23 protein-coding genes are annotated in these 23,113 nt (G+C 65.1%); 14 read left to right on the top strand and 9 right to left on the bottom strand.

Annotated elements, in window-relative coordinates; all coding sequences use genetic code 11:
* Positions 1–132: 132 nt before the first annotated feature.
* The 6 genes from ASD63_RS33235 to mnhG are packed head-to-tail and all read left to right on the top strand — an operon-like array spanning position 133 to position 6,142.
* Positions 133–3,051, top strand: a complete 2,919-nt coding sequence (locus tag ASD63_RS33235) for a monovalent cation/H+ antiporter subunit A (RefSeq protein WP_335668806.1) — start codon at positions 133–135, stop codon at positions 3,049–3,051.
* Entirely contained in the window at positions 3,051–3,398 is a 348-nt protein-coding gene (locus ASD63_RS33230; protein WP_034787081.1) for a Na+/H+ antiporter subunit C, read from the top strand. The genes ASD63_RS33235 and ASD63_RS33230 overlap by 1 nt, the downstream gene beginning before the upstream one ends.
* On the top strand, positions 3,391–5,007 hold the full coding sequence (locus ASD63_RS33225; RefSeq protein ID WP_034787084.1) for a monovalent cation/H+ antiporter subunit D: 1,617 nt from the start codon (positions 3,391–3,393) through the stop codon (positions 5,005–5,007). The genes ASD63_RS33230 and ASD63_RS33225 overlap by 8 nt, the downstream gene beginning before the upstream one ends.
* A 3-nt stretch (positions 5,008–5,010) precedes the next feature.
* Positions 5,011–5,496, top strand: a complete 486-nt coding sequence (locus ASD63_RS33220; protein ID WP_034787086.1) for a Na+/H+ antiporter subunit E — start codon at positions 5,011–5,013, stop codon at positions 5,494–5,496.
* Complete coding sequence (locus tag ASD63_RS33215; protein WP_034787089.1) at positions 5,493–5,774, top strand: K+/H+ antiporter subunit F; 282 nt, start codon at positions 5,493–5,495, stop codon at positions 5,772–5,774. Before ASD63_RS33220 ends, ASD63_RS33215 begins: the two co-directional genes overlap by 4 nt.
* The gene (gene mnhG / locus ASD63_RS33210; RefSeq protein WP_034787092.1) at positions 5,771–6,142 is read left to right on the top strand and encodes a monovalent cation/H(+) antiporter subunit G; all 372 of its coding nucleotides are present in this window, start codon (positions 5,771–5,773) and stop codon (positions 6,140–6,142) included. Before ASD63_RS33215 ends, mnhG begins: the two co-directional genes overlap by 4 nt.
* Positions 6,143–6,195: 53 nt before the next feature.
* Here the strand turns inward: mnhG and cobM are convergent, their stop codons facing one another.
* On the bottom strand, positions 6,196–6,957 hold the full coding sequence (gene cobM, locus ASD63_RS33205) for a precorrin-4 C(11)-methyltransferase (protein WP_034787095.1): 762 nt from the start codon (positions 6,955–6,957) through the stop codon (positions 6,196–6,198).
* Between the two features lie 68 nt (positions 6,958–7,025).
* Positions 7,026–8,267 carry a bifunctional cobalt-precorrin-7 (C(5))-methyltransferase/cobalt-precorrin-6B (C(15))-methyltransferase gene (locus ASD63_RS33200; RefSeq protein WP_034787097.1) on the bottom strand — a complete coding sequence of 414 codons (1,242 nt, stop codon included), beginning with the start codon at positions 8,265–8,267 and terminating at the stop codon, positions 7,026–7,028.
* Between ASD63_RS33200 and ASD63_RS33195 the strand changes: the two genes are divergently transcribed.
* Positions 8,236–9,021, top strand: coding sequence for a cobalt-precorrin-6A reductase (locus ASD63_RS33195; protein ID WP_082573069.1), 786 nt, complete (start codon positions 8,236–8,238; stop codon positions 9,019–9,021). The genes ASD63_RS33200 and ASD63_RS33195 overlap by 32 nt on opposite strands.
* On the opposite strand, the gene ASD63_RS33190 is transcribed toward ASD63_RS33195, so the two are convergent.
* The 6 genes from ASD63_RS33190 to ung form a co-directional block, all read right to left on the bottom strand.
* Positions 9,000–9,764, bottom strand: coding sequence for a precorrin-3B C(17)-methyltransferase (locus ASD63_RS33190; protein WP_034787103.1), 765 nt, complete (start codon positions 9,762–9,764; stop codon positions 9,000–9,002). The genes ASD63_RS33195 and ASD63_RS33190 overlap by 22 nt on opposite strands.
* Positions 9,761–10,498, bottom strand: coding sequence for a precorrin-2 C(20)-methyltransferase (locus ASD63_RS33185; protein ID WP_034787112.1), 738 nt, complete (start codon positions 10,496–10,498; stop codon positions 9,761–9,763). The genes ASD63_RS33190 and ASD63_RS33185 overlap by 4 nt, the downstream gene beginning before the upstream one ends.
* The gene (locus ASD63_RS33180) at positions 10,495–11,127 is read right to left on the bottom strand and encodes a precorrin-8X methylmutase (protein WP_034787118.1); all 633 of its coding nucleotides are present in this window, start codon (positions 11,125–11,127) and stop codon (positions 10,495–10,497) included. The genes ASD63_RS33185 and ASD63_RS33180 overlap by 4 nt, the downstream gene beginning before the upstream one ends.
* A 2-nt stretch (positions 11,128–11,129) precedes the next feature.
* Entirely contained in the window at positions 11,130–12,497 is a 1,368-nt protein-coding gene (gene cobG / locus ASD63_RS33175) for a precorrin-3B synthase (protein WP_034787295.1), read from the bottom strand.
* A 109-nt stretch (positions 12,498–12,606) separates the two neighbouring features.
* Positions 12,607–13,377 carry a precorrin-6A synthase (deacetylating) gene (gene cobF / locus ASD63_RS33170; protein ID WP_034787123.1) on the bottom strand — a complete coding sequence of 257 codons (771 nt, stop codon included), beginning with the start codon at positions 13,375–13,377 and terminating at the stop codon, positions 12,607–12,609.
* Between the two features lie 97 nt (positions 13,378–13,474).
* Entirely contained in the window at positions 13,475–14,179 is a 705-nt protein-coding gene (ung, locus tag ASD63_RS33165; protein WP_034787127.1) for a uracil-DNA glycosylase, read from the bottom strand.
* A 235-nt stretch (positions 14,180–14,414) separates the two neighbouring features.
* Here ung and modA point away from each other — a divergent pair, with 235 nt between their 5' ends.
* From modA to modC, 3 genes are all read left to right on the top strand, one after another.
* The gene (gene modA / locus ASD63_RS33160; RefSeq protein WP_034787129.1) at positions 14,415–15,206 is read left to right on the top strand and encodes a molybdate ABC transporter substrate-binding protein; all 792 of its coding nucleotides are present in this window, start codon (positions 14,415–14,417) and stop codon (positions 15,204–15,206) included.
* 164 nt (positions 15,207–15,370) lie between these two features.
* Positions 15,371–16,072 (top strand): molybdate ABC transporter permease subunit, encoded by a 702-nt coding sequence (modB, locus tag ASD63_RS33155; protein ID WP_034787131.1) that lies wholly within the window; start codon positions 15,371–15,373, stop codon positions 16,070–16,072.
* Positions 16,069–17,142, top strand: a complete 1,074-nt coding sequence (gene modC, locus ASD63_RS33150; RefSeq protein ID WP_060530580.1) for a molybdenum ABC transporter ATP-binding protein — start codon at positions 16,069–16,071, stop codon at positions 17,140–17,142. Before modB ends, modC begins: the two co-directional genes overlap by 4 nt.
* A gap of 84 nt (positions 17,143–17,226) precedes the next feature.
* Here modC and ASD63_RS33145 read toward each other — a convergent pair whose 3' ends face one another.
* A complete protein-coding gene (locus ASD63_RS33145; RefSeq protein WP_051659096.1) occupies positions 17,227–17,628 on the bottom strand; it encodes a winged helix-turn-helix domain-containing protein in 402 nt (133 codons plus the stop codon).
* 185 nt (positions 17,629–17,813) lie between these two features.
* On the opposite strand from ASD63_RS33145, the gene ASD63_RS33140 reads away from it, so the two are divergent.
* The 4 genes from ASD63_RS33140 to ASD63_RS33125 all read left to right on the top strand — a co-directional run bounded on the left by ASD63_RS33140 (position 17,814) and on the right by ASD63_RS33125 (position 23,113).
* Positions 17,814–19,145, top strand: a complete 1,332-nt coding sequence (locus ASD63_RS33140) for an FAD-binding oxidoreductase (protein WP_034787143.1) — start codon at positions 17,814–17,816, stop codon at positions 19,143–19,145.
* A gap of 420 nt (positions 19,146–19,565) precedes the next feature.
* Entirely contained in the window at positions 19,566–20,798 is a 1,233-nt protein-coding gene (locus ASD63_RS33135) for a 3-methyl-2-oxobutanoate dehydrogenase (2-methylpropanoyl-transferring) subunit alpha (RefSeq protein WP_034787158.1), read from the top strand.
* Position 20,799: 1 nt separating this feature from the next.
* Positions 20,800–21,813, top strand: coding sequence for an alpha-ketoacid dehydrogenase subunit beta (locus tag ASD63_RS33130; RefSeq protein ID WP_034787163.1), 1,014 nt, complete (start codon positions 20,800–20,802; stop codon positions 21,811–21,813).
* A gap of 1 nt (position 21,814) precedes the next feature.
* The gene (locus ASD63_RS33125) at positions 21,815–23,113 is read left to right on the top strand and encodes a dihydrolipoamide acetyltransferase family protein (RefSeq protein WP_034787169.1); all 1,299 of its coding nucleotides are present in this window, start codon (positions 21,815–21,817) and stop codon (positions 23,111–23,113) included.

The following is a 23,113-nucleotide window of genomic DNA, read 5'->3' as shown; positions in this document are numbered from 1 at the left end:
TTCAAGTGGAACCACTGAAAGCGGAAAAGATGCTCTAGAATCAAAATCCTGGTGCGTCCCTTGTGCATTCTTTTGGAAAGCACGGCGCTCGGGTGCCCGCTCTCCATGAACCCGAACGAAGGGAACGGTACGATCGAATACGCGGGAAAATTGCTTTCTGTCTTCATTCTCGCCCCATTTGTGGGAAGCCTCCTTGCAATCTTCTTTCCGCCCGATCAGCGCGGTGCGACAGCCTGGTTTGCAGGAGCGATCGCCCTCCTTTGTTTCCTCGTCGCCGCCGGCCTCTATCCCTTCGTCACCTCGGGCGGCGTCCTGCGCTATGACATCGCCTGGCTGCCGGAACTCGGCCTCAACTTCACGCTCCGGATGGACGGCTTCGCCTGGCTCTTCACGGTTCTGGTAACCGCGATCGGCGTGCTCGTGGTGCTTTACGCCCGCTACTATATGGCCGCGGAAGACCCGGTGCCGCGCTTCCTGTCGCTTTTCCTCGCCTTCATGGGCTCGATGCTCGGCGTCGTGCTTTCAGGCAATCTCATCCTGCTCGCCGTCTTCTGGGAACTGACGAGCATCGTCTCCTTCCTTTTGATCGGCTACTGGCACCACAATGCCCACGCCCGTGACGGCGCCCGCATGGCGCTGACCGTGACCGGCACAGGCGGCCTCTGCATGCTCGTCGGCCTTCTGCTGATGGGTCGCATCGTCGGCAGCTACGATCTCGACGTGGTGCTCGCCTCCGGCGACCTCATCCGCAACTCGCCGCTCTACATGCCGGTACTGATCCTGGTGCTGCTCGGCGCGCTGACGAAGAGCGCGCAGTTCCCGTTCCATTTCTGGCTGCCGCACGCCATGTCGGCGCCGACGCCGGTTTCGGCCTATCTGCATTCGGCAACCATGGTGAAGGCCGGCGTCTTCCTGTTGGCGCGCCTCTGGCCGGTCATGGCCGGCACCGAGGCCTGGTTCTGGATCGTTGGCCTTGCCGGTCTTTCGACGCTGCTGCTCGGCGCCTATTTCGCCATCTTCCAGCAGGACCTCAAGGGCCTGCTCGCCTATTCCACTATCAGCCATCTCGGCCTGATCACCGTGCTCCTGAGCCTCGGCAGCCCGCTGGCCGCGGTCGCCGCGGTCTTCCACATCGTCAACCACGCGACCTTCAAGGCGTCGCTGTTCATGGCGGCCGGCATTATCGACCACGAGACCGGAACGCGCGACATGCGCAAGCTCGGAGGGCTGATCAGGTACATGCCTGGAACGGCGGTGCTCGCCATGGTCGCGAGCGCGGCCATGGCTGGCGTACCACTCTTGAACGGCTTCATCTCGAAGGAAATGTTCTTCGCCGAAGCGATCGAAACGCACCAGGCCAACATTCTCGATACGATGACGCCCTATGTCGCGACGCTCGCCGGCATGTTTGCCGTTACCTATTCGCTGCGCTTCATCCACAGCGTCTTCTTCGGCAAAACGCCGGAGGACCTGCCCAAGGTGCCGCACGAGCCGCCGCGCTGGATGCGTGTGCCGATCGAGTTCCTGGTGCTCGCCTGCCTCGTCGTCGGCATCATTCCGGCGATCACCATCGGCCCGTTCCTGCACACGGCTGTCGTCTCCATTCTCGGCGCCAACACGCCCTATTACAGCCTTTCCGTCTGGCACGGCTGGAACCTGCCGCTGATCATGAGCTTCGTCGCTCTTGCCGGCGGCATCGGTCTCTACTTCCTGATGCGCAACTACCTCGCCACCAGCGTCGAGGGGCCACCGATCTTCCGCCTGCTGCACGGCCAGCGCATCTTCGAGCGCGTGCTGGTAACGCTCTCCTGGAAATGGGCGCGTTCGCTGGAGCAGCGCCTCGGCACGCGGCGGCTGCAGCCGCAGATGCGCTTCCTCGTCTTCATCGCGATCGCCGCCGGCGCGCTGCCGCTGCTTCTCAATCATTTCGAGCTGCCGCCGCTTCTCGTGCGCAGCATCGATCCGGCCTTTGCCCTCCTCTGGGCGGTCGGCATCGCCTGTGCCATCGGTGCTGCGATCCTGGCGAAGTTCCACCGGCTGGCGGCACTCGTGCTGCTCGGCGGCGCCGGGCTCACCACCTGCCTCACCTTCGTCTGGCTTTCGGCGCCGGATCTGGCGGTTACACAGCTCCTCGTCGAGATCGTCACGACGGTGCTGATCCTGCTCGGCCTGCGATGGCTGCCGAAGCGCATCGAGGACACCGAGGAAACCGAGCTCTTGTCGCTGAAGGTCCGCTTCCGGCGCCTGCGTGACTTCCTGCTGGCGATCGTCGCCGGCGGCGGCGTGGCGCTGATCGCCTATACGATCATGACCCGGCCCATGCCTGACACGATCGCGAGCTACTTCCTCGAGCGCGCCTACAAGGAGGGCGGCGGCACCAATGTCGTCAACGTCATCCTCGTCGACTTCCGCGGCTTCGACACGCTCGGCGAGATCGCGGTGCTGGCGATCGTCGCGCTTACCGTCTTCGCCCTGCTGCTGCGCTTCCGCCCGCAGGCCGACAGCCTGGAGGCTCCGGAACAGCAGCGCGTCCAGAACGCCTTCGACGACGATCACCCGGATCGCAACAAGGGTGACAGCGTGGCTGAATACCTGTTCGTGCCATCGGTGATCATGCGTTGGATGTTCCCGGTCATCGGCATGCTCGCAGCCTACCTCTTCCTGCGCGGCCATGACCTGCCGGGCGGAGGCTTTGCTGCCGGCATCGCCATGTCGATCGGCTTCATCCTACAATACATGTCCGGCGGAACCCGCTGGGTCGAGGAGCGGCTGCGCATCCATCCGCTGCGCTGGATGAGCATCGGGCTTCTGGTGGCCGCTGCGACCGGCATCGGCTCCTGGTTCTTCGGCTATCCGTTCCTGACGTCGCATTCGCAATACGTGACGCTGCCAATCATCGGCAAGTTTCCGCTGGCGAGCGCCCTGTTCTTCGATCTCGGCGTCTTCTCGCTGGTGCTCGGCGCGACCGTGCTGATCCTCATCGCGCTCGCCCACCAGTCGATCCGCGCGCCGCGTGCCCATGCACGCGCCATGCGAAAGGAGGCACGCTGATGGAGATCATTCTCTCTGCCGCCATCGGCGTGCTTACGGCATCCGGCGTCTACCTGCTGCTGCGTCCCCGTACCTATCAGGTGATCATCGGCCTCTCGCTGCTCTCCTATGCGGTCAATCTCTTCATCTTCGGCATGGGGCGCCTTCGCGTGAACGCGCCGCCGGTGCTGGAGCCAGGCGGTGTCGGCGATCTCAGCCGCTTCACCGATCCGGTGCCACAGGCCCTGGTGCTGACAGCGATCGTCATCGGCTTTGCCATGACCGCGCTCTTCCTCGTCGTGCTGCTCGCCTCGCGCGGCTTCACCGGCACCGACCACGTCGACGGCAGGGAGCAGCGCCATGACTAACTGGATGCACCACCTGCTGATCCTGCCGATCCTGCTGCCGCTGATGGTCGGCGCCGCGATGATCCCGATCGACGAGCGCAACCGCTCGCTCAAGGGTGTGCTGAGCTTCGTCTCGACGCTCGCGCTCTTCATCCTCTCGATCGTGCTGATGCGGATCGCCTCGATGGATGGGGCGCCCGCAGGCAACGGCGTCTATCAGCTCGGCAACTGGCCCGCCCCTTTCGGCATCGTGCTGGTGCTCGACCGCCTTTCGGCACTGATGCTGTGCCTGACGAGCGGACTGGCGCTTGCCGCCCAGGCCTATTCGATCGCGCGCTGGCACACCGCGGGCCATCATTTCCATTCGCTGTTCCAGCTCTTGATCGCCGGCCTCAACGGTTCGTTCCTGACCGGCGACCTCTTCAACCTCTTCGTCTTTTTCGAAATCATGCTGGCGGCGTCCTACGGGCTGCTGCTGCACGGCTCCGGGCCGCTGCGCGTCAAGGCCGGCCTGCACTATGTCGCGATCAACCTCGCCGCCTCTTCGCTCTTCCTGATCGGCGTCAGCCTGATCTATGGCGCGACCGGCACGCTCAATATGGCCGATCTCTCCATGAAGCTGGCGACGCTCTCGCCGGAGGATCGCCAGATGGTCGAGGTCGGTGCCGGCGTGCTCGGCGTCGCCTTCCTGGTGAAGGCCGGCATGTGGCCCTTGAGCTTCTGGCTGCCGACGGCCTATGCAGCCGCGACGCCGCCGGTCGCCGCCGTCTTTGCGATCCTCACCAAGGTCGGCATCTATGTCATCCTCAGGCTGTCGCTGCTGGTCTTCGGCGCGAGTGCCGGCGCGTCTGCCGGTTTCGGCCAGCCGATCCTGCTTGCCGGCGGCCTGCTGACGATCGCCTTCGGCGCCATCGGCGTGCTCGCATCGCAGGCCATGGGCCGCCTCGCCGCCTATTCGGTGCTGGTCTCCTCCGGCACCCTGCTCGCCGCCATCGGCCTCGGCCACCCAAGCATGATCGCCGGTGCGCTCTTTTACCTCGTCAGCTCGACACTGACGATCGCCGCCTTCTTCCTGCTGATCGAACTGGTCGAGCGCGGACGTGACGCCGGCGCCGACGTTCTGGCGGTGACGATGGAAGCCTACGGCGACGCCGACGAGGACGAGGAGGAAGAAGAAGTCGGCTCGGCGATCCCCGGCACGATGGCGATCCTCGGCCTCTGCTTCTGCCTTTGCGCCCTCTTGCTTGCCGGCCTGCCGCCGCTCTCCGGCTTCGTCGCCAAGTTCGCGATCCTCGGCGGTCTCTTCGGCCTGTCGGGAGCGGAAGCCACCCCGGCGGTCTCCGCCGCCGACTGGACCTATGTCACGCTGCTGATCGTTTCCGGTCTCGCCGCGATGATCGCTATGAACCGCGTCGGCATCCGCACCTTCTGGGCGTCGATCGAAAACACCGTGCCGCGCGTCGTGGTCATCGAGATCACCCCCGTCGTCGTGTTGCTCGCTGCCTGCATCTTCTTAAGCGTGCAGGCCGGGCCGGCGATGCGCTACATGCAGGCAACAGCGGATTCGCTCTTCGATCCTGCGGGTTATACGGAGCGGGTGCTCTCAGCGCCGCGGGCGGGAGGGCAATAGGCGATGCGCACCTGGCTCCCCTATCCCCTGCTCTCCGTCGGGCTGCTCATCATCTGGCTCCTGCTCAATCAGTCGGTTGCGCCCGGCACCTTCCTGATGGGGACGGTACTGGCAACCGGTCTTGGCTGGGTGACGCTGAAGCTTGGCCTCGTGCGCTCGCACCCGCGCCGGGTTCTGTTGATCGTGCGCTTCGGCTTTGCCGTCGCCGTCGACGTGATCCGCTCGAACATCGCCGTCATCGCCGTCATCCTGCGTGGCCAGCGCCGACCGCCGAACTCGGGCTTCCTGACCATCGATCTCGATCTGGAAGACGAAAACGCCCTGGCGCTGCTTGCCTGTGTCATGACAGCCACGCCGGGAACGGCCTGGCTCGAATACGATCGCGGCCGCAAGTCCCTGCTCTTCCACGTGCTCGACATGGAGAACGAGGACATTTGGCTCGATACGGTCAAGCGCTATGAGACCGCCCTGAAGGAGATATTCGGATGATGGAACTATCAATCATCTGGTCGATCCTGATTGCCCAGATCATGCTCGGCCTGGCGATGGCTTTTGCCTTCTATCGCATGGTGAGGGGACCGCGCGCCCAGGACCGCATCCTCGGCCTCGACACGCTCTATATCAACGCCATGCTGATGCTCTTGACCTTCGGCATCCGCACGGCCAACTCGCTCTATTTCGAGTCCGCCTTGATCGTGGCTTTGATCGGCTTCGTCTCGTCGATCGCCTTCGGCAAGTTCCTGATGCGCGGGGAGATCATCGAATGAGCCACCTCACCGACCTTCCCGTCTGGGCAGCCGTTCTCGTCTGCGGGCTCACCGTCCTCGGCGCCGCAGTGGCGCTGATCGGCTCCGTCGGCCTGCTCCGGTTCACCAGCTTCTACGAGCGCCTGCACGCACCGACGCTGGCGACCAGCGGCGGCGTACTGATGATCTGCACCGCCTCTATCATCTGCTTTGCCGTGCTGCAGAGCCGCTGGGTATTCCACGAAATCCTGATCATCGTCTTCGTCGTCGCCACCACGCCGGTGACGCTGATGCTGCTTGGACAGGCAGCGCTCTACCGCGACCGCGTCGAGGAAAAGCGCGGCGTCCCGCTCAAGCAGCGGCCGCCGCGCGAAGAACCGGCAGAATAGGTTTCAAAGCCCTCTCAGCGGGAAACTTAGGCCGACCCCCGAGGGAGTGCGGCCTATTCGCCGCGCCCTCTGAAGCGCCGCTGATAGGCGGGATCGTAGAGCGAGCTTTCACGGAAATCAGAGGCTTCGAGCCCCGGACCGACGAAGATCAGCGCCGTGCGCTCGATCGGCTCTTCCGCCACCTTGGCGGCGATGTCGCCGAGCGTGCCGCGCACCACGCGTTCGTCCGGCCAGGAGGCCTTGACGACGATGGCGACCGGGCAGTCGGCACCGTAGAGCGGCGTCAGTTCCTCGACCACCTGCTGAAGCGCATGGATCGCAAGGTGGATTGCCAGCGTCGATCCAGTAGCGCCGAAAGCGGAAAGCGTTTCTGAGTTCGGCATCGGCGAGGCGCGGCCCGAAACGCGGGTCAGCACCAGGCTCTGGGCCACGGCCGGAATGGTCAGTTCGCGACCGAGCGCTGAAGCCGCCGCCGCAAAGGAAGGAACGCCCGGCGTCATCGTATAGGCGATGCCATGCTTCTCGAGCCGGCGGATCTGTTCGGCCACAGCACTCCAGACCGAGAGGTCGCCCGAATGAAGCCGCGCCACGTCGAGCCCTTCGGCTTCGGCCTTCACATACTCCGCCTCGATCTCGTCGAGCGACATCGGCGCCGTATCGACAATGCGGGCGCCCGGCGGGCAATATTGCAGCAGCTCCGGCGAGACGATCGAGCCGGCGTAAACGCAGACCGGGCAGCGCCCGATCAGGTCGCGACCACGCACCGTGATCAGGTCTGCGGCTCCCGGGCCGGCGCCGATGAAATGTACCGTCATAGGTTACTCTTTCTTTTTCTTACGCAGTTCCGGACGCAAAACCGCGTCACACTTTCGCTGGAACTGCTTTAGCCCTTCGTCCACGACCATTGGGTGACCGGCATGGCCGGCTTCCAGCCGGTCATGCCACCGATGGGTCCTGCACGCGCGATATCGATGCGGATCAGCGAACCGCCGAGCCGCGCGTGATGATCGAGCAGCACCGCTTCCATGTCCGTCGTCACCGCGTTGGCAACCAGCCGTCCGCCTGACTTGAGCGCCTCGATCGCTGCTTCCATGACGCCGTCTTCGCTGCCGCCGCCGCCGATGAAGATCGCGTCCGGTTGTGGCAGGCCGGCAAGCGCCGCCGGCGCCTCGCCTTCGACAACCGTCAGCCCGGGCACGCCGAACATCGTCGCGTTGCGGCCGATGCGCGCTGCCCGCTCCGGCTCCACCTCGATGGTGATCGCCTGCATGGTCGGATCGGCGAGCATCCATTCGATGCCGATCGAGCCGGAGCCGCCGCCGATGTCCCATAGCAGTTCGCCCTTGCGCGGTGCGAGTGCCGACAGCGTCAGCGCCCGGACCTCGCGCTTGGTGATCTGCCCGTCATGTTCGAACAGCGCATCGTCGCGGCCGGCGGCAAGCGGCAGGATGCGCGCGCCCTCGTCGGCCGCCACCTCAATGGCGCAGACGTTCAAAGGATGCACGAGGCCGAGCATGAAGCGCGCGGCGATCTGCGTCGTCACCCGTTCGCCGGCGCCGCCAAGCGCCTCGAGAACCGTCAGCCGCGACTGACCGAAGCCGCTCGAAACCAAGAGCTCGGCAAGGTCCCTGGGGCCGGCGCCATCGGAGGTCAGCGTCAGCACCTTGGCGCCCGGATGAAGATGCGGCCGGACGAGATCCAGCGGCCGCCCATGGACGGAGACGAGCGTCGCATCCTGCAGCGCCCAGCCGAGGCGCGAGGCGGCAAGACTGATCGACGACGGCGCCGGAAGCGTGCGTATTTCGGCCGAGGCGATGCGGCGCGCCAGCGTCACGCCGACGCCGAAGAAGAACGGGTCGCCCGAGGCAAGCACCACCACCGGGCTGCCGCGACGCGCGACGATCTCGACGACCGAGCGTTCGAGGGGGCTTAGCCAATTGTGCGCTTCGCCGGTGATGAGGGAGGCGGCGAGCTCCAGATGACGATGGCCGCCGTAGACGACCGGCGCTTCGGCGATCAGCCGCTTGGCCTCGTCGCCGAGACCCGCTACACCATCCTCACCGATACCGATGACGGTCAGCCAGGGGGAGACGATGGCGGGTTCGCTGTTCGACACGTCAGCCATGGAAAAACCTCGTATTCTGATTCTGGGTGGCACCACCGAGGCACGCGAACTCGCGCGCCGCTTGGCCGAAGATGTCCGCTACGACACCGCCATCTCGCTGGCCGGCCGCACCGCGGACCCGCGGCCGCAGCCGGTCAAGACGCGCATCGGCGGCTTTGGCGGCGCCGATGGGCTGGCGCATTTCCTGCATGACGAAAATATCGCGCTGCTGGTCGATGCGACGCACCCTTTTGCCGCACGCATTTCGCACAACGCCGCGGAAGCAGCGCAAAGAACCGGCGTTGCGCTTATCGCCCTCCGCCGACCGGAATGGGTGCCCCTGCCTGGCGACCGCTGGACTGCTGTCGATAGCGTTGTCGAGGCCGTCAGCGCGCTCGGTGATCGGCGACGCCGCGTCTTCCTGGCGATAGGTCGACAGGAAGCTTTCCACTTCGAGGTCGCGCCGCAGCACAGCTACGTCATCCGCAGCGTCGATCCGGTGACGCCGCCGCTTAATCTGCCCGACCAGGAGGCGATCCTGGCGACCGGTCCCTTTGCGGAAGCCGATGAAGCCGCGTTGCTCAGGAGCCGGCAGATCGATGTGATCGTCGCCAAGAACAGCGGCGGCAGCGCCACCTACGGCAAGATTGCCGCAGCGCGCCGGCTCGGCATCGAGGTGATCATGGTCGAGCGGCGCAAGCCCGCGGACGTGCCGACGGTCGGCAGTTGCGACGAGGCACTCAACCGCATCGCTCACTGGCTCGCCCCTGCATAGAAGCGCGGCGTGTAGACGAGATCGGGTTGGCTGTCGCGCTCGACGATTCGCGTCTCCGGCGAGCCGATGATGACGCATGTCGCCATGTCGGCGCGGTTGGCATCGGCCTCGCCGAGCGGCATCACCGCGATCCGTTCGTCCGGCCGCCCGGCCGCACGGCCGAAGATGACCGGAACCGTTGCCGGCAGAACGCTGCGCAGAAGCTCGAAGGCCTCACCGAGCTGCCAGGGCCGCGCCTTGCTGATCGGATTGTAGAGCGCAATGACGAAGCCCGCTTCCGCCGCCAGCCTGAGGCGCCGGGTGATGACTTCCCAGGGCTTCAGATTGTCGGAAAGCGAGATCGCACAGAAATCATGACCGAGCGGCGCGCCGATGCGGGCGGCAACGGCGAGCATCGCGGTCACGCCGGGCGTGATCACCAGTTCAACCGACTTCCATTCCGCCGGTCCCTTGTCGATCGCCTCGCAGACGGCGGCCGCCATGGCAAAGACACCGGGATCGCCACCGGAGACCATGCAGACCTTCACGCCTGCCGCAGCCCGCGTCAACGCGACCTGTGCCCGATCGAGCTCCTCGCGGTTGTCCGAGGCGACACGGATCTGATCCGGTCTGAGGTTCAGCCGGTCGAGATAGGGAAAGTAGCCGTAAAACTCCTGAGCGGCCGCAACGGCTTCCGCCGTTTCCGGCGTCATCTGCTTGGCGCTGCCCGGTCCGGTACCGACGACATAGAGCGTACCGGTCATGGTCGGTCCTTCCAGCCGGGAACGAGCACCAGCGAGAAATAGGGCGCCTCGTCGTCGGCCTTTTCCGCAAGAGCCGTCATCGCCGCGTTCTTCATCGTGCCGCGTTCGACATAGACGGCCTGGTCGAGACGGCCGGAGGCAGCGAGCGCCCGACGGATCTTCGGCAAATTGCGCCCGACCTTCATGATCACGGCGGCTTCGGTATCCGCAAGCCTGCGGCCGAGCTCGGCCTCGGCCATGGTGCCCGGAAGCACCGAGAGCACGTCGTCGCCCTGCACCAGCGGCAGGCCGGCAAGCGACCAACAGCCGGACATGGCGGTAATGCCGGGGATCACCTCGACCGGGAAACGATTGGCGAGCCGCACATGCAGGTGCATGTAGGAACCATAGAACAGCGGGTCGCCTTCACTGAGCACGGCGACCGTGCGTCCGGCGGCAAGATGCGCCGCTACCGCTTCGGCCGACGCATTGTAGAAGTCGGTGATCTGGGTCTTGTAGGCGCCATCGTCCTTGTCGATTTCGGTCGTCACCGGATAGTATAGCGGCAGCTCGACAAGATCGGGCTTCAGCAGACCCTCGACCACCGCGCGGCCGTTACCGCTTCGCCCGGCCTTGGCGAAATAGGCAAGCACATCGGCTTGCCCGAGCGCCTTCACCGCCTTGACCGTCAAAAGTTCCGGATCACCGGGGCCGGTCCCAACACCGATCAGGCGCCCCACGCCGACGCCGCTCACAGGCCCGGCCTCGCGAGCGAGTTGAGCGCTGCCGCCGTCATGGCGCTGCCGCCGAGCCGGCCGCGCACGATGGCGAAGGGAACGCCATAGGAATTCTCGGCCAACGCATCCTTCGATTCCGCCGCGCCGACGAAACCGACGGGCATGCCGAGGATTGCCGCCGGCTTCGGCGCGCCGTCGCGCAGCATTTCCAAGAGGAAGAACAGCGCCGTCGGTGCGTTGCCGATCGCGACCACCGAACCGGCCAGCCGCTCGCTCCAGAGCTTCAGGGCTGCGGCGGAGCGGGTGTTGCCGATCTCGGCCGCAAGGCCGGGCGTGCGAGGATCGCGCAGCGTGCAGATCACCTCGTTGCCGGCCGGCAGACGGGCGCGGGTGACACCGTGCGCAACCATCTCGGCATCGCAGAGGATCGGCGCACCGGCTTTCAGCGCCGCACGGGCCGAGCTTACGAAATCGGGAGAAAACACGAACTGCCTGGTCGCCTCGACGGAACCGCAGGCGTGCACCATGCGCACCGCCAGATCCGCTTCCTCTTCGGAGAAGCGCGACAGATCGGCCTCGGCGCGGATGATGGCGAAGGAACGCTCGTAGATGGCGTTGCCATCGCGAATGTAATCATACTCAGGCATGTCTATCCCTGTTCGAACGCTGCCGAGACGCGCGCAGCTCCGAGCCGTGTAAGACAGGACTGCGCCGATTCGCCAGCGTCTTTGTTTTGCCGCACCAGCCGGCCGAGCCGGGCAAGGGCGGATCCCATTCCATTCTCATCGGTGTAAGCGCTTGGCAAGCCATTGGCAGCCCCATTTACGACAAGCCCGTATCCTGATGGCGCACCGACCAGCGTCAGTTCGGACGGCTTCGGCCGGGCGCAGCCCTTGGCGCAGCCGGAGAGATGCACGGCGAGCGACCCGTCGAGCAATTCCGGCGCCGTCTCGACGAGGCGCTCGGCCATGCCCTTGGTTTCCATCCACGCCGAGGCGCAACCCCTGCTGCCGGCGCAGGTGGCGATCGCGTTGCGCGGATCCTGCTCGGCAATGCGAAAACCGTGTGCCGCTGCCAGGCTCTGCGCCACAGCCGCCGTCTCGGGGCAAAGGCCGAGGACGAAGAAGGCGTGCCCGGGCGCAAGCCGGATCGCATTGGCGCCAAGCGCCTGGACCTGATGCAGGTAGGATGCCAGCGCGGCGGCCTCCACCTGAGCAAAGGCCAGACCGAGGCCAAGAACGGTGTCGGCGTTACCCAGCGCATGAATGCCGGGTATTGCGGCCGAACGCGGAGCGGCCGGGCGTTCGGACGATGTCTCACAGCGACAGAGCGCACGGATTTCCGACGGGTCCAGATCGCGCCCGCGCACCGTCGTGCCCAGGATCGCCAGTTTCTCGAGAATGGTGGCCAGGGCCGGCACGACCGCGTTGCCGGCCAACGTCCCGACGATCGATGCCTTCGTTGCCGTGCCGCCAAGCGACAGCACCCAGGCCACCCCCGCGACAGTCGAAACCGCCTGAAGGCGAATGTCGGCGACGACAGCGCCGAGACCAAACCGGCCACCGCTATCGATGACGACGGATAGTTTGGGTGCAAGCTTCAACGGCACCTGGCGCGCACCCAAGGCTTCACGAAGCTCAGTGGCAATCGGCCGCGGATCGGCGATCTCGTCCGGGTCGATGCCGGCTAGGGGCGGCACCTCGATCGCGAGCCCCTCGGCAATGGCGATCTCCGCATCGCCGATCGCCTGCGCCAGCATTGGCCCCGAAGCCGCGCTCAGGCCGCGAAGCTGCAGGTTTCCGCGCGCGGTAATCTCGATGATGCCATTGCCGAAGCGCTCGGCAGCCGTGGCAAGGGCAATGACCTTCGGCAGCGTCAGGCTGTGATCCGTTGGCCTCACCCTCACGAGCAGGCCGTCGCCGGTCTGCATCGGCTCTGCCAAGGACGGGCAGGCACCGCGGCGCATCGAAGCGACGGTGCCGGCATCTCCGGTCAATGGAAGGGCGCAGCTGGTCATCAAATCCGCCATCACTTGAGGCTCTCCTCCCTGAAGAAGCTCTTAAGACGCTATAACACAGCCGCAAACCTTGAGTGAGATCAAACACGACGCAGATCGGCCCTCCCCGTCACTCGTCGAAGTCGGCGCCCTTGCGCAGGAGATAGATGTCCATGATCCATCCCATCTTCGCGCGCGCCGCCGCCCGCGTTTCAAGGATCCGGTCCTTCACCTCAGCCACGCGGCCGGAAATGACGATCTCATCCGGCGTGCCGAGATAGGCGCCCCAATAGATCTCCGCTTCCGGGTCCTCGACCCGCTGAAACGCCTGTTCGCCATCGAGCATGACGACCGAGGTCTGGCTCTTCTCGGGAAAGCTTTCGTGCAGCCGACGCCCCGTGGTGATCTCCACGGGCTTGCCGACGAGGTTCAGCGGAATGCGGTGGCTGGCGCAAAGCGCCTGCAGACTGGTGATCCCGGGAATGACGTCGTAGGCGAAGGCGACCTCACCGCGTGCCTTGACCCGCTCGACGATGCGAATGGTGCTGTCATAGAGCATCGGGTCGCCCCAGACGAGAAACGCGCCGGTTCCCTCTTCGCCCAACTCCTTCGACAGAAGCGCTTCATAAATCCCAGCGATCTGGGCGTGCCAGTCATCGACGCTGCCGTCATAGCTGACGCCTTCGGTGCGCCGCACGGGCACCGCGAACTCGACGGTGCGGCTGTCCTTGCGCGTGACGTAGCGGGCGCAGATGTCGCGGCGCACTTCGGCAAGCTCGGTCTTCTTCGCTCCCTTGGTCGGGATAAAGAGCACGTCGGCGCGGTTCAGCGCGTTGATCGCCTGCACGGTCATGTGTTCGGGATTGCCCGAACCGATGCCGATGATCAGAATTTTGCGCATGCCCGCCTCCGCCATTTCGTTCGGGCGTCTTAGGCGGATCGCCGCCGCCAAGGCAAGACCTCAGGGCGACGACAAAGCCGTCATTCGCGCCAAGCCTTCAGTTGATGTCCGCAGCCGGATTTTCCGGCAGCCGCCAGTCGATCGGATCGAAGCCTTTGCCTTCAAGGAAGGCATTGGCCTGGGAAAAATGCCGGCAGCCGAGAAAGCCGGAATGGGCCGAGAGCGGCGACGGATGCGGTGCTCTCAGGACAAGATGGCGCGAGCGGTCGACGAAGGCCGCCTTCTTCTGCGCATAGGAGCCCCAGAGCATGAAGACGACGGGATGCTCGGCCTCGTTGACCGCACGGATGATCGCATCCGTGAACTTTTCCCAACCGTGACCCTGGTGTGATGCCGCGTTGCCGCGCTCTACCGTCAGCACGCTGTTGAGGAGCAGCACACCTTGCTTCGCCCAGCTTTCGAGAAAGCCGTGTCGCGCCGGCGGAATGCCGAGATCTGTATTCAGCTCCTTGTAGATATTGACGAGCGAGGGCGGCGTCCGGACACCGGGGCGAACGCTGAAGCAGAGCCCATGCGCCTGGCCGTCACCGTGATAGGGATCCTGGCCGAGAATGACCACGCGCACCTTGTCGAGCGGCGTCAGGTCGAGCGCGCGAAAATACTCAGGCCCGCGAGGGAAAATCTGCCGGCCCTCGTTCTTCTGGGCCACGAGGAACTGCTTGAGGTCAGCCATGTAGGCGCTGGCGAATTCCGGTGCCAACGCTTCCTTCCAGCTTTCTTCAAGCTTCACTGCCGTTTCCATTGCACGTCCGCTCCATGTCAGGGCATCGAGGCCGCAATTTAGGCCGCCCGGACATCATCGCAAGCCCAATCGCGCCCGCCGCAGGAATGCTGCACCGGTTTTGCCGGGCGGCCACAACCACACGGGTATTACGCTAGCCCTTTTGAGGAGCATTGTATTTCAACAGATACAACGGTAATCAGGAGGCGATATCGTTGTATCCTAAGAGATATCACGCATCGTTGGAGGGAAATCGATGATCAAGAGAAGAGACTGGCTGAAGGGACTGGTGCTGGCGCTCGGCCTCGCCTGGGCCGGCGCAAGTGTTCTGCCGGCGTCCGCACAGGCGGAAGAAAAGGTGACGGTCTTTGCGGCTGCGAGCCTGAAGAACGCGCTCGATGCGATCAATGCCGAGTGGCAGAAGGAAAGTGGCAAGGAAACGACCGTTTCCTACGCGGCCAGCTCGGCGCTGGCCAAGCAGGTGGAACAGGGCGCGCCCGCCGACGTCTTCATCTCTGCCGACCTCGCCTGGATGGACTACCTCGCCGAAAAGAAGCTGATCAAGGACGACACCCGCGCAAACCTGCTCGGCAACCGCATCGTGCTCGTCTCCGGCAAGCAGGACGCTGCCCCGGTCGAAATCAAGCAGGGCTTCGATCTCGCAGCCATTCTCGGTGACGGTCGCCTTGCCATGGGTGCCGTCGATTCCGTTCCGGCCGGCAAGTACGGCAAGGCTGCGCTCGAAAAGCTCGACGCCTGGAAGGCCGTGGAGGCCAAGGTCGCCGGCGCTGAAAGCGTTCGTGCCGCCCTCCTGCTCGTTTCGCGCGGCGAAGCGCCGTACGGCATCGTCTACCAGACCGATGCCGCGGCAGACCCGGGCGTCAAGGTCGTCGGCACCTTCCCGGAAGACAGCCATCCGCCGATCATCTACCCGATCGCGATCACGGCCGAGAGCAAGAGCCCTGATGCGGCGGCCTACATCGACTTCGTCAAGTCGGCAAAGGCTGCTGAACTCTTTGAAAAGCAGGGCTTCACAGTCCTGAAGTAGCCGGCTGAAATAGGCGCTAGTGCCGTCTGTCCAGAGGCAGGCGAAGCATCTAACGTCATGTTCGCGTCGCCCGCGCCCAAACGCGGGCGACGCGAACATTTGTCAGAGGCAATAGGGGGCAGACAGCCGCGTCCCACAAGCCTCGTATTGGGGAGCGATATCCATTGGACTGGCTTGCAGTGAGCGATGCGGAATGGACGGCGATCCTGTTGAGCCTGCGTGTCGCAACCGTCGCAATGATCTGCAGCCTGCCCTTCGCACTCGTCGTCGCCATGCTGCTTGCCCGCGGGCGCTTCTGGGGCAAGACACTGCTGAACGGCCTCGTTCATCTGCCGCTGATCCTGCCGCCTGTCGTCACCGGCTTCCTGCTGCTCCTGCTTTTCGGCCGCCGCGGCCCGCTCGGCGCCTTCTTCGCCGATTATTTTGGCCTCGTCTTTTCCTTCCGCTGGACCGGCGCTGCCCTTGCCTGCGCCGTCATGGCCTTCCCGTTGATGGTGCGCAGCATCCGCCTGTCGATCGAGGCGGTTGACCGCAAGCTCGAGGACGCGGCGACCACGCTCGGCGCGAGCCCCCTCTGGGTCTTTGCCACCGTCACGCTGCCGCTGATCATTCCCGGCATCATCGCCGGCATGATCATCGCCTTTGCCAAGGCGATGGGCGAGTTCGGCGCCACGATCACCTTCGTCTCCAACATTCCCGGCGAGACGCAGACGCTTTCGGCCGCCATCTACACCTTCACCCAGGTGCCCGGTGGCGATGCCGGCGCCATGCGGCTGACAATCATTTCCGTCATCATTTCCATGGCCGCGCTGATCCTCTCGGAACTGCTGGCGACATTTGCCGCGCGCCGGGTGGCAGCCCAATGAGCCTTACCGTCGAAGCTCATCATCAACTCGGCAATTTTGCGCTCGACGCCGCCTTCACCTCGGATGGAGGCGTGACCGCGCTGTTCGGCCGCTCCGGCTCCGGCAAGACCTCGCTCATCAACATCATCGCCGGGCTTATGAAGCCCGAAAGCGGACGTGTCCTGCTCGATGGCGACGTTATCGCCGACAGCGAGAGGAGAATCTTCACGCCGGTGCATCGCCGGCGCTTCGGCTATGTCTTCCAGGAGGCCCGGCTGTTTCCGCATTTGAGCGTACGCCGCAACCTCGCCTATGGCCGCTGGTTCGCCGGCAAGAGCGGCACCGGCAATGAGTTTACCCGCATCGTCGACCTGCTCGGCATCGGCCATCTGCTCGAACGCAACCCTTCGGCCCTTTCCGGCGGCGAAAAGCAGCGCGTCGCCATCGGCCGAGCCTTGCTCGCGGCACCGCGCCTGCTTTTGATGGATGAGCCGCTGGCCGCGCTCGACGAGGCGCGCAAGGCCGAAATCCTGCCCTATCTCGAACGGCTGCGCGACGATGCCCGCATACCGATCGTCTATGTCAGCCACTCGGTCGGCGAAGTCGCCCGGTTGGCCCGGCGCGTGGTCGTGCTCGAAAACGGTCGGGTCACCGCATCGGGCGCGGCCGCCGAGGTGTTGAGCGCGCCCGCCGCAACGCTTGCCACCGGCAGGCGCGAAGCCGGTGTCCTGCTGGAGGGCGAAGTCGAGGGAACCGATCCGGTGCACGAACTGACGACCGTCCGGGTCGGACGGGAACGGCTGCGCATCGCCGGTGTCAGCGCGACGGCCGGCGTCAGGCTTCGCCTGCACATAGCCGCCCGCGACGTCATGCTGGCGACCTCAAGGCCAGTGGAAATCAGTGCGCTCAATGTGCTCGAAGGGCGCATTCTGACGCTGACATCGGAGGAGGATGGCAGCGTCGATGTCCGGGTGACTTGCGGCGATGCGACGATTGCCGCCCGCATCACCCGCTTTTCCTGCGACGCGCTGCAGCTTGTTCCCGGCAGAACCGTCTATGCCGTCATCAAGTCGGTCGCGATCGATCACTAAAGCCTGTCGCATGAAAACGCATTCGCGCGCCAGGCTCTAAGCTCTTGTTTTTATGCACCGCTGCACACTTTTGCGCGACATGCACTAGGCCTTTTGGGAAACAGCCTCGGCCGTATCGGACGCTGGTGTATCGCTGCTCCGAACGGATTCGAGCCAGGCCAGATCCTCGCCGATCGCAAAGCGTGCCTTCTCCTCCATCTCGCGGTAGCGCCGGATAAGCTCTTCGCCGAACGGCGTCACCAAGGCTCCGCCACCCTGCTTGCCGCCGCGCTGCGATTCTACCGAAGGCTCGCTGAACATCCGGTTCAGGGCATCGACCAGCAGCCAGGCGCGGCGGTACGACATGTCCATCGCCCGCCCGGCGGCGGAGATGGAGCCGGTCTCGCGGATCAGTTCGAGCAAGAGGATCTTGCCGCGGCCGAGCCGGTCGGCGGGCGGAAAATCGATGCGCAGGACGGGGCGAAGATCAGGGCGGCTCTCACTCATGCGCGCGAGCATAGAAGCACGCGCAAAATTCCGAAAGACCGTCTCGCGGCGAACCGGACGGGTTGGCGATAAAAGATTGCCAGCAACCGAGCGCCGGCCGACGACGGCCAGATTGCAGGTCTTGATCTCGCGGCGGCGGCATGCACCGATGACCGCGACACCTCCTGCCCGAAAGTGCCCTCCCCATGCCCGGCCCCACGCTCGATCCGATCGCCACAGACACCATCCTGCCCGCCAGGGCCGACGTCGTCATCGTCGGCGGCGGCATCATCGGCGTCAGCACCGCCCTCTTCCTTGCCGAACGCGGTATCAACGTCGTGCTCTGCGAGAAGGGCACGCCCGGCGCCGAGCAATCGAGCCGCAACTGGGGCTGGGTTCGGGTGATGGGCCGTGACGAGCGCGAAATCCCGCTGGCGATCGAGGCGCTGAAGATCTGGGACACGCTCGACACGCGCATCAGTGGCGAGACCGGCTTTCGCCGCAGCGGCATCCTCTATATCTCCGAGAATGAGCGCGACATCGCCAATCGCGACGCATGGCTTGCCATGGCCCGACCCTACGGCGTCGACAGCGTGCAACTCAGCTCCGACACGACAGAGGCGATGATGCCGGGCGCCGCCATCCGCTACCAAGGCGGGCTCTTCACGCCGAGCGACGGCCGGGCAGAACCGCAGAAGGCGGTGCCCGCGATTGTCGCCGGTGCACGCCGCGCCGGTGCCCGTATCCTGACGGGCTGCGCCGTGCGCGGGGTCGAAAAGGCAGCGGGCCGGATCTCCGCCGTCGTCACCGAGAGAGGCCGCATCGAGACGTCGACCGTCATCGTCGCCGGCGGCGCCTGGTCCAGGCTCTTTCTCAAAAGCCTCGGCATCCGGCTGCCGCAGCTGAAGGTGCGGAATACGGTGTTGAGAACCGGGCCGGTCTCCGGCGGTCCGGAAGGGGCCGGCGCAACCGCGACCTATGCCTATCGCAAGCGCCTCGATGGCGGTTACACGATTGCCGACGGTGCCGCCAACCTGCACGCGGTCGTGCCCGACAGCTTCGCATTCTTCCGGGATTTCCAGCCGGCGCGAAAGGCGGAGGGCGATGCCGTGCAGGTGGGCATCAACGCCCAGAGCTGGAACGAATTGTTCGAGATCGGCACCGTCCCGCTCGACCGGCCCGGCGCCTTCGAACGCCACCGCGTGCTCGATCCCAATCCGGATTCGCGGCGCGCCCTGCGGGCCCTCGACGCCGCCGGCAGGGCCTTGCCATTCCTGCGCAAAACCAAGGTGCAACAGATATGGGGAGGACTGATCGATGTGATGCCCGATGCCGTCCCCGTCATCTCACCCGCCGAAACCGTTCCGGGCCTCATTGTCGCGACGGGTTTTTCCGGCCACGGTTTTGGCATCGGGCCTGGCGCCGGACACCTCGTCGCTGACCTCGTAACCGGCGAGAAACCGATCGTCGATCCGACGCCATTCCGGCTCTCGCGCTTCCTCGATGGAACGCCGATCACCATCGCCCCGCCGGTCTGAGCGCTACCGCCGACGGATCGCCGCGAAAGAAAATTACCGGCAACGACCGGCAAGAAGGTGAACGACACAACGCGTGGGCGCACTCCCGGCAGGATTCTATCTTTCTTCGCCTGCCCCTGCCCCGCAACACGGAAAGACCTTCATAAGCCCCGGAACTCGTGGCAGTCTGTGAGCATTCCCGTCGGGAGAGCGGGGGCTTTTAGGAGGAGTCTGTGCAGACCTTGGGCGGAGGAGCCTTGCCGGTCACATTGCACGTCCTCGTACACCTCAGGCCCATCGTTATCCCGTCCCAGAGCATTTCCAGCGAGGGTCTTAGCGCCTTTGCGTCCGGAAATGCGTGAGAACAGAAATGAAGAGCGGTTCGACTCGAACCGATCTTGATTTGGTGCACTGCGCACTCCGGAGGAGGCCGGAAACCGCATGAGCGATCTCGATCGACTTAGCCTGCATGTCCCCGAACCCGCCGTTCGGCCCGGCGGCCAGCCGGATTTCTCCAACGTCAAGATCCCGAAGGCCGGCTCCGTGCCGCGCCCGGAGGTGGACGTCGCGCCGGAAGAGATGCGCGACCTCGCCTATTCGATCATCCGCGTCTTGAACCGCGACGGCGAAGCGGTCGGTCCCTGGGCCGGGCTGCTTTCGGATGACGAGTTGCTCTCCGGCCTCAGGCACATGATGCTGCTGCGCGCCTTCGATGCGCGCATGGTCATGGCGCAGCGCCAGGGCAAGACCTCCTTCTACATGCAGCATCTGGGCGAAGAGGCCGTCAGTTGCGCCTTCCGCAAGGCGTTGGTGAAGGGCGACATGAACTTCCCGACCTATCGACAGGCCGGTCTTCTGATCGCCGACGGCTATCCCATGGTCGAGATGATGAACCAGATCTTCTCGAACGAGAGCGACCCTCTGCGCGGCCGGCAGCTGCCGATCATGTATTCCTCCAAGGAGCATGGCTTCTTCACCATCTCCGGCAACCTCGCCACCCAATATGTGCAGGCGGTCGGCTGGGCGATGGCGTCGGCCATCAAGCGCGACACCAAGATCGCAGCCGCCTGGATCGGCGACGGCTCGACGGCGGAATCGGACTTCCACTCGGCGCTCGTCTTTGCCTCCACCTACAAGGCGCCCGTTATCCTCAACATCGTCAACAATCAGTGGGCGATCTCGACCTTCCAGGGCATCGCCCGCGGCGGCTCCGGCACCTTTGCCGCCCGCGGCCTCGGCTTCGGCATCCCGGCCCTGCGCGTCGACGGCAACGACTATCTCGCCGTCTACGCCGTCGCCAAATGGGCGGCCGAGCGCGCCCGTCGCAATCTCGGTCCGACACTGATCGAATACGTCACCTACCGCGTCGGCGCCCATTCGACCTCCGACGATCCGAGCGCCTATCGCCCGAAGACGGAATCCGAAGCCTGGCCACTCGGCGATCCAGTCTTGAGATTGAAGAAGCACCTCATCCTTCGCGGCGCCTGGTCGGAAGAGCGTCATGCGCAGGCGGAAGCCGAGATCACCGACGAAGTGATCCAGGCCCAGAAACAGGCCGAGGGCCACGGCACGCTGCATGCCGGCGGCAAGCCGTCGGTGCGCGATATCTTCGAGGGCGTCTATGCCGAGATGCCGCCGCACATTCGCCGCCAGCGGCAGAAGGCAGGATACTGATATGGCCAGAATGACAATGATCGAAGCCGTGCGCAGCGCCATGGATGTCTCCATGGAACGCGACGACAATGTCGTCGTCTTCGGCGAGGACGTCGGCTATTTCGGCGGCGTCTTCCGTTGCACGCAGGGGCTCCAGGCGAAATACGGCAAGACCCGCTGTTTCGACGCGCCGATCAGCGAAAGCGGCATCGTCGGCACGGCGATCGGCATGGCCGCCTACGGGCTGAAGCCCTGCGTCGAGATCCAGTTCGCCGACTATATGTATCCGGCCTACGACCAGATCACCCAGGAAGCGGCCCGTATTCGTTACCGCTCCAACGGTGATTTCACCTGCCCGATCGTCCTGCGCATGCCGACCGGCGGCGGCATCTTCGGTGGCCAGACGCATAGTCAGAGCCCCGAAGCGCTTTTCACCCATGTCTGCGGCCTGAAAGTCGTCGTGCCCTCCAATCCCTACGACGCCAAGGGCCTGCTGATCGCCTCGATCGAGGATCCGGATCCGGTGATGTTCCTGGAACCGAAGCGGCTCTACAACGGCCCCTTCGACGGCCATCATGACCGGCCAGTCATTCCCTGGTCGAAACACGATCTCGGCGAGGTGCCGGAAGGCCACTACACCGTTCCGATCGGCAAGGCGGAAGTCCGCCGAGAGGGCTCCGCCGTCACCGTCGTCGCCTATGGCACCATGGTGCACGTGGCGCTCGCGGCTGCCGAGGAAACCGGCATCGACGCCGAGGTGATCGACCTGCGCAGTCTGCTACCGCTCGACCTCGATACGATCGTCAAGTCGGTGGAAAAGACCGGGCGCTGCGTCGTCGTGCACGAAGCGACGCTGACGTCGGGCTTCGGCGGCGAAGTGGCCGCCCTCGTGCAGGAGCACTGCTTCTACCATCTCGAAGCGCCCGTCGTGCGCGTCGCCGGCTGGGACACGCCCTACCCGCACGCGCAGGAATGGGACTATTTCCCCGGCCCCGCGCGCGTCGGACGCGCGCTCGTCGAAGTGATGGAGGCCTGACATGGGCGAATTCGTAATCAAGATGCCCGATGTCGGCGAAGGCGTGGCCGAGGCTGAACTCGTCGAATGGCATGTGAAGCCCGGTGACCCCGTGCGCGAGGACATGGTGCTCGCCGCCGTGATGACCGACAAGGCGACCGTCGAAATCCCCTCGCCCGTCACCGGCACCGTGCTCTGGCTCGGCGCCGAGGTAGGCGACACCGTTGCGGTGAAGGCGCCGCTCGTGCGCATCGAAATATCAGGCGAAGGCGAAACGGCTGCTCCCGTGGAAGAGAAGCCTGTCGCGAAGGTGGAAGAAAAACCCGCAGTGAAGACTGAGGCGCCCGCGCCGGTCTCCAAGCCGGCCCAGCCCGCCAAGGTCGAGGTCAAGGCGCCGACCACGAACGGTGTCCACGCCAACGGCGCACATGCCGCTGGCGAACGATTGGAGAAGGCCCTTGCCTCGCCGGCGGTGCGCCTGCGCGCCAAGGAAAGCGGCGTCGATCTGCGCCAGGTGACCGGCACCGGTCCGGCTGGCCGCATCACCCATGATGACCTCGACCAGTTCATCGCCCGCGGCGCTCAGCCGGCGCTTGCGCCGGCCGGCCTGCAGCGCAAGACCGCCGTCGACGAGATCAAGGTAACCGGCCTTCGCCGTCGCATCGCCGAGAAGATGTCGCTTTCGACCTCGCGCATTCCCCACATCACCTATGTGGAAGAGGTCGACATGACGGCGCTCGAGGACCTGCGGACGACGATGAACCGCGACCGCAAACCCGACCAGCCGAAGCTGACCATCCTGCCCTATCTGATGCGCGCGCTCGTGCGCACCATTGCCGATCAACCCGCCGTCAATGCCACTTTCGACGACGGCGCCGGCATCATCAGCCGCCATCACGGCGTGCATATCGGCATCGCCACGCAGACCCCGGCCGGCCTCACCGTTCCGGTCGTGCGCCATGCCGAAGCCCGCGGCATCTGGGATTGTGCCAACGAGCTCAATCGCCTGGCGGATGCTGCCCGCACCGGCACGGCCACCCGCGACGAGCTCACCGGATCGACCATCACCATCTCTTCGCTCGGCGCGCTCGGCGGCATCGTCTCCACGCCGGTCATCAACCATCCGGAAGTGGCGATCATCGGCGTCAACAAGCTCGCCGTCCGGCCGGTCTGGGATGGCACGCAGTTCGTGCCGCGCAAGATCATGAACCTGTCCTCGAGCTTCGATCACCGCGTCATCGACGGCTGGGATGCGGCCGTCTTCGTGCAGCGGCTGAAGACCCTGCTCGAAACGCCGGCGCTTATTTTTGTGGAGGCCTGA

The organism is Ensifer sp. Root558, assembly GCF_001427045.1.
Classification (GTDB): domain Bacteria; phylum Pseudomonadota; class Alphaproteobacteria; order Rhizobiales; family Rhizobiaceae; genus Ensifer; species Ensifer adhaerens.
This window is presented reverse-complemented; position numbering and strand designations above follow the sequence as displayed.

What these genes read in the sequence shown, in the direction of transcription:
- ASD63_RS33230 (WP_034787081.1), top strand. Translation starts at nt 3,051, where the DNA reads ATGGAGATCATTCTCTCTGCCGCCATCGGCGTGCTTACGGCATCCGGC.
- ASD63_RS33225 (WP_034787084.1), top strand. Translation starts at nt 3,391, where the DNA reads ATGACTAACTGGATGCACCACCTGCTGATCCTGCCGATCCTGCTGCCG.
- ASD63_RS33220 (WP_034787086.1), top strand. Translation starts at nt 5,011, where the DNA reads ATGCGCACCTGGCTCCCCTATCCCCTGCTCTCCGTCGGGCTGCTCATC.
- ASD63_RS33215 (WP_034787089.1), top strand. Translation starts at nt 5,493, where the DNA reads ATGATGGAACTATCAATCATCTGGTCGATCCTGATTGCCCAGATCATG.
- mnhG (WP_034787092.1), top strand. Translation starts at nt 5,771, where the DNA reads ATGAGCCACCTCACCGACCTTCCCGTCTGGGCAGCCGTTCTCGTCTGC.
- cobM (WP_034787095.1), bottom strand. Translation starts at nt 6,957, where the DNA reads ATGACGGTACATTTCATCGGCGCCGGCCCGGGAGCCGCAGACCTGATC.
- ASD63_RS33195 (WP_082573069.1), top strand. Translation starts at nt 8,236, where the DNA reads ATGGCGGGTTCGCTGTTCGACACGTCAGCCATGGAAAAACCTCGTATT.
- ASD63_RS33200 (WP_034787097.1), bottom strand. Translation starts at nt 8,267, where the DNA reads ATGGCTGACGTGTCGAACAGCGAACCCGCCATCGTCTCCCCCTGGCTG.
- ASD63_RS33190 (WP_034787103.1), bottom strand. Translation starts at nt 9,764, where the DNA reads ATGACCGGTACGCTCTATGTCGTCGGTACCGGACCGGGCAGCGCCAAG.
- ASD63_RS33180 (WP_034787118.1), bottom strand. Translation starts at nt 11,127, where the DNA reads ATGCCTGAGTATGATTACATTCGCGATGGCAACGCCATCTACGAGCGT.
- cobG (WP_034787295.1), bottom strand. Translation starts at nt 12,497, where the DNA reads ATGACCAGCTGCGCCCTTCCATTGACCGGAGATGCCGGCACCGTCGCT.
- cobF (WP_034787123.1), bottom strand. Translation starts at nt 13,377, where the DNA reads ATGCGCAAAATTCTGATCATCGGCATCGGTTCGGGCAATCCCGAACAC.
- ung (WP_034787127.1), bottom strand. Translation starts at nt 14,179, where the DNA reads ATGGAAACGGCAGTGAAGCTTGAAGAAAGCTGGAAGGAAGCGTTGGCA.
- modA (WP_034787129.1), top strand. Translation starts at nt 14,415, where the DNA reads ATGATCAAGAGAAGAGACTGGCTGAAGGGACTGGTGCTGGCGCTCGGC.
- modC (WP_060530580.1), top strand. Translation starts at nt 16,069, where the DNA reads ATGAGCCTTACCGTCGAAGCTCATCATCAACTCGGCAATTTTGCGCTC.
- ASD63_RS33145 (WP_051659096.1), bottom strand. Translation starts at nt 17,628, where the DNA reads ATGAGTGAGAGCCGCCCTGATCTTCGCCCCGTCCTGCGCATCGATTTT.
- ASD63_RS33140 (WP_034787143.1), top strand. Translation starts at nt 17,814, where the DNA reads ATGCCCGGCCCCACGCTCGATCCGATCGCCACAGACACCATCCTGCCC.
- ASD63_RS33135 (WP_034787158.1), top strand. Translation starts at nt 19,566, where the DNA reads ATGAGCGATCTCGATCGACTTAGCCTGCATGTCCCCGAACCCGCCGTT.
- ASD63_RS33130 (WP_034787163.1), top strand. Translation starts at nt 20,800, where the DNA reads ATGGCCAGAATGACAATGATCGAAGCCGTGCGCAGCGCCATGGATGTC.
- ASD63_RS33125 (WP_034787169.1), top strand. Translation starts at nt 21,815, where the DNA reads ATGGGCGAATTCGTAATCAAGATGCCCGATGTCGGCGAAGGCGTGGCC.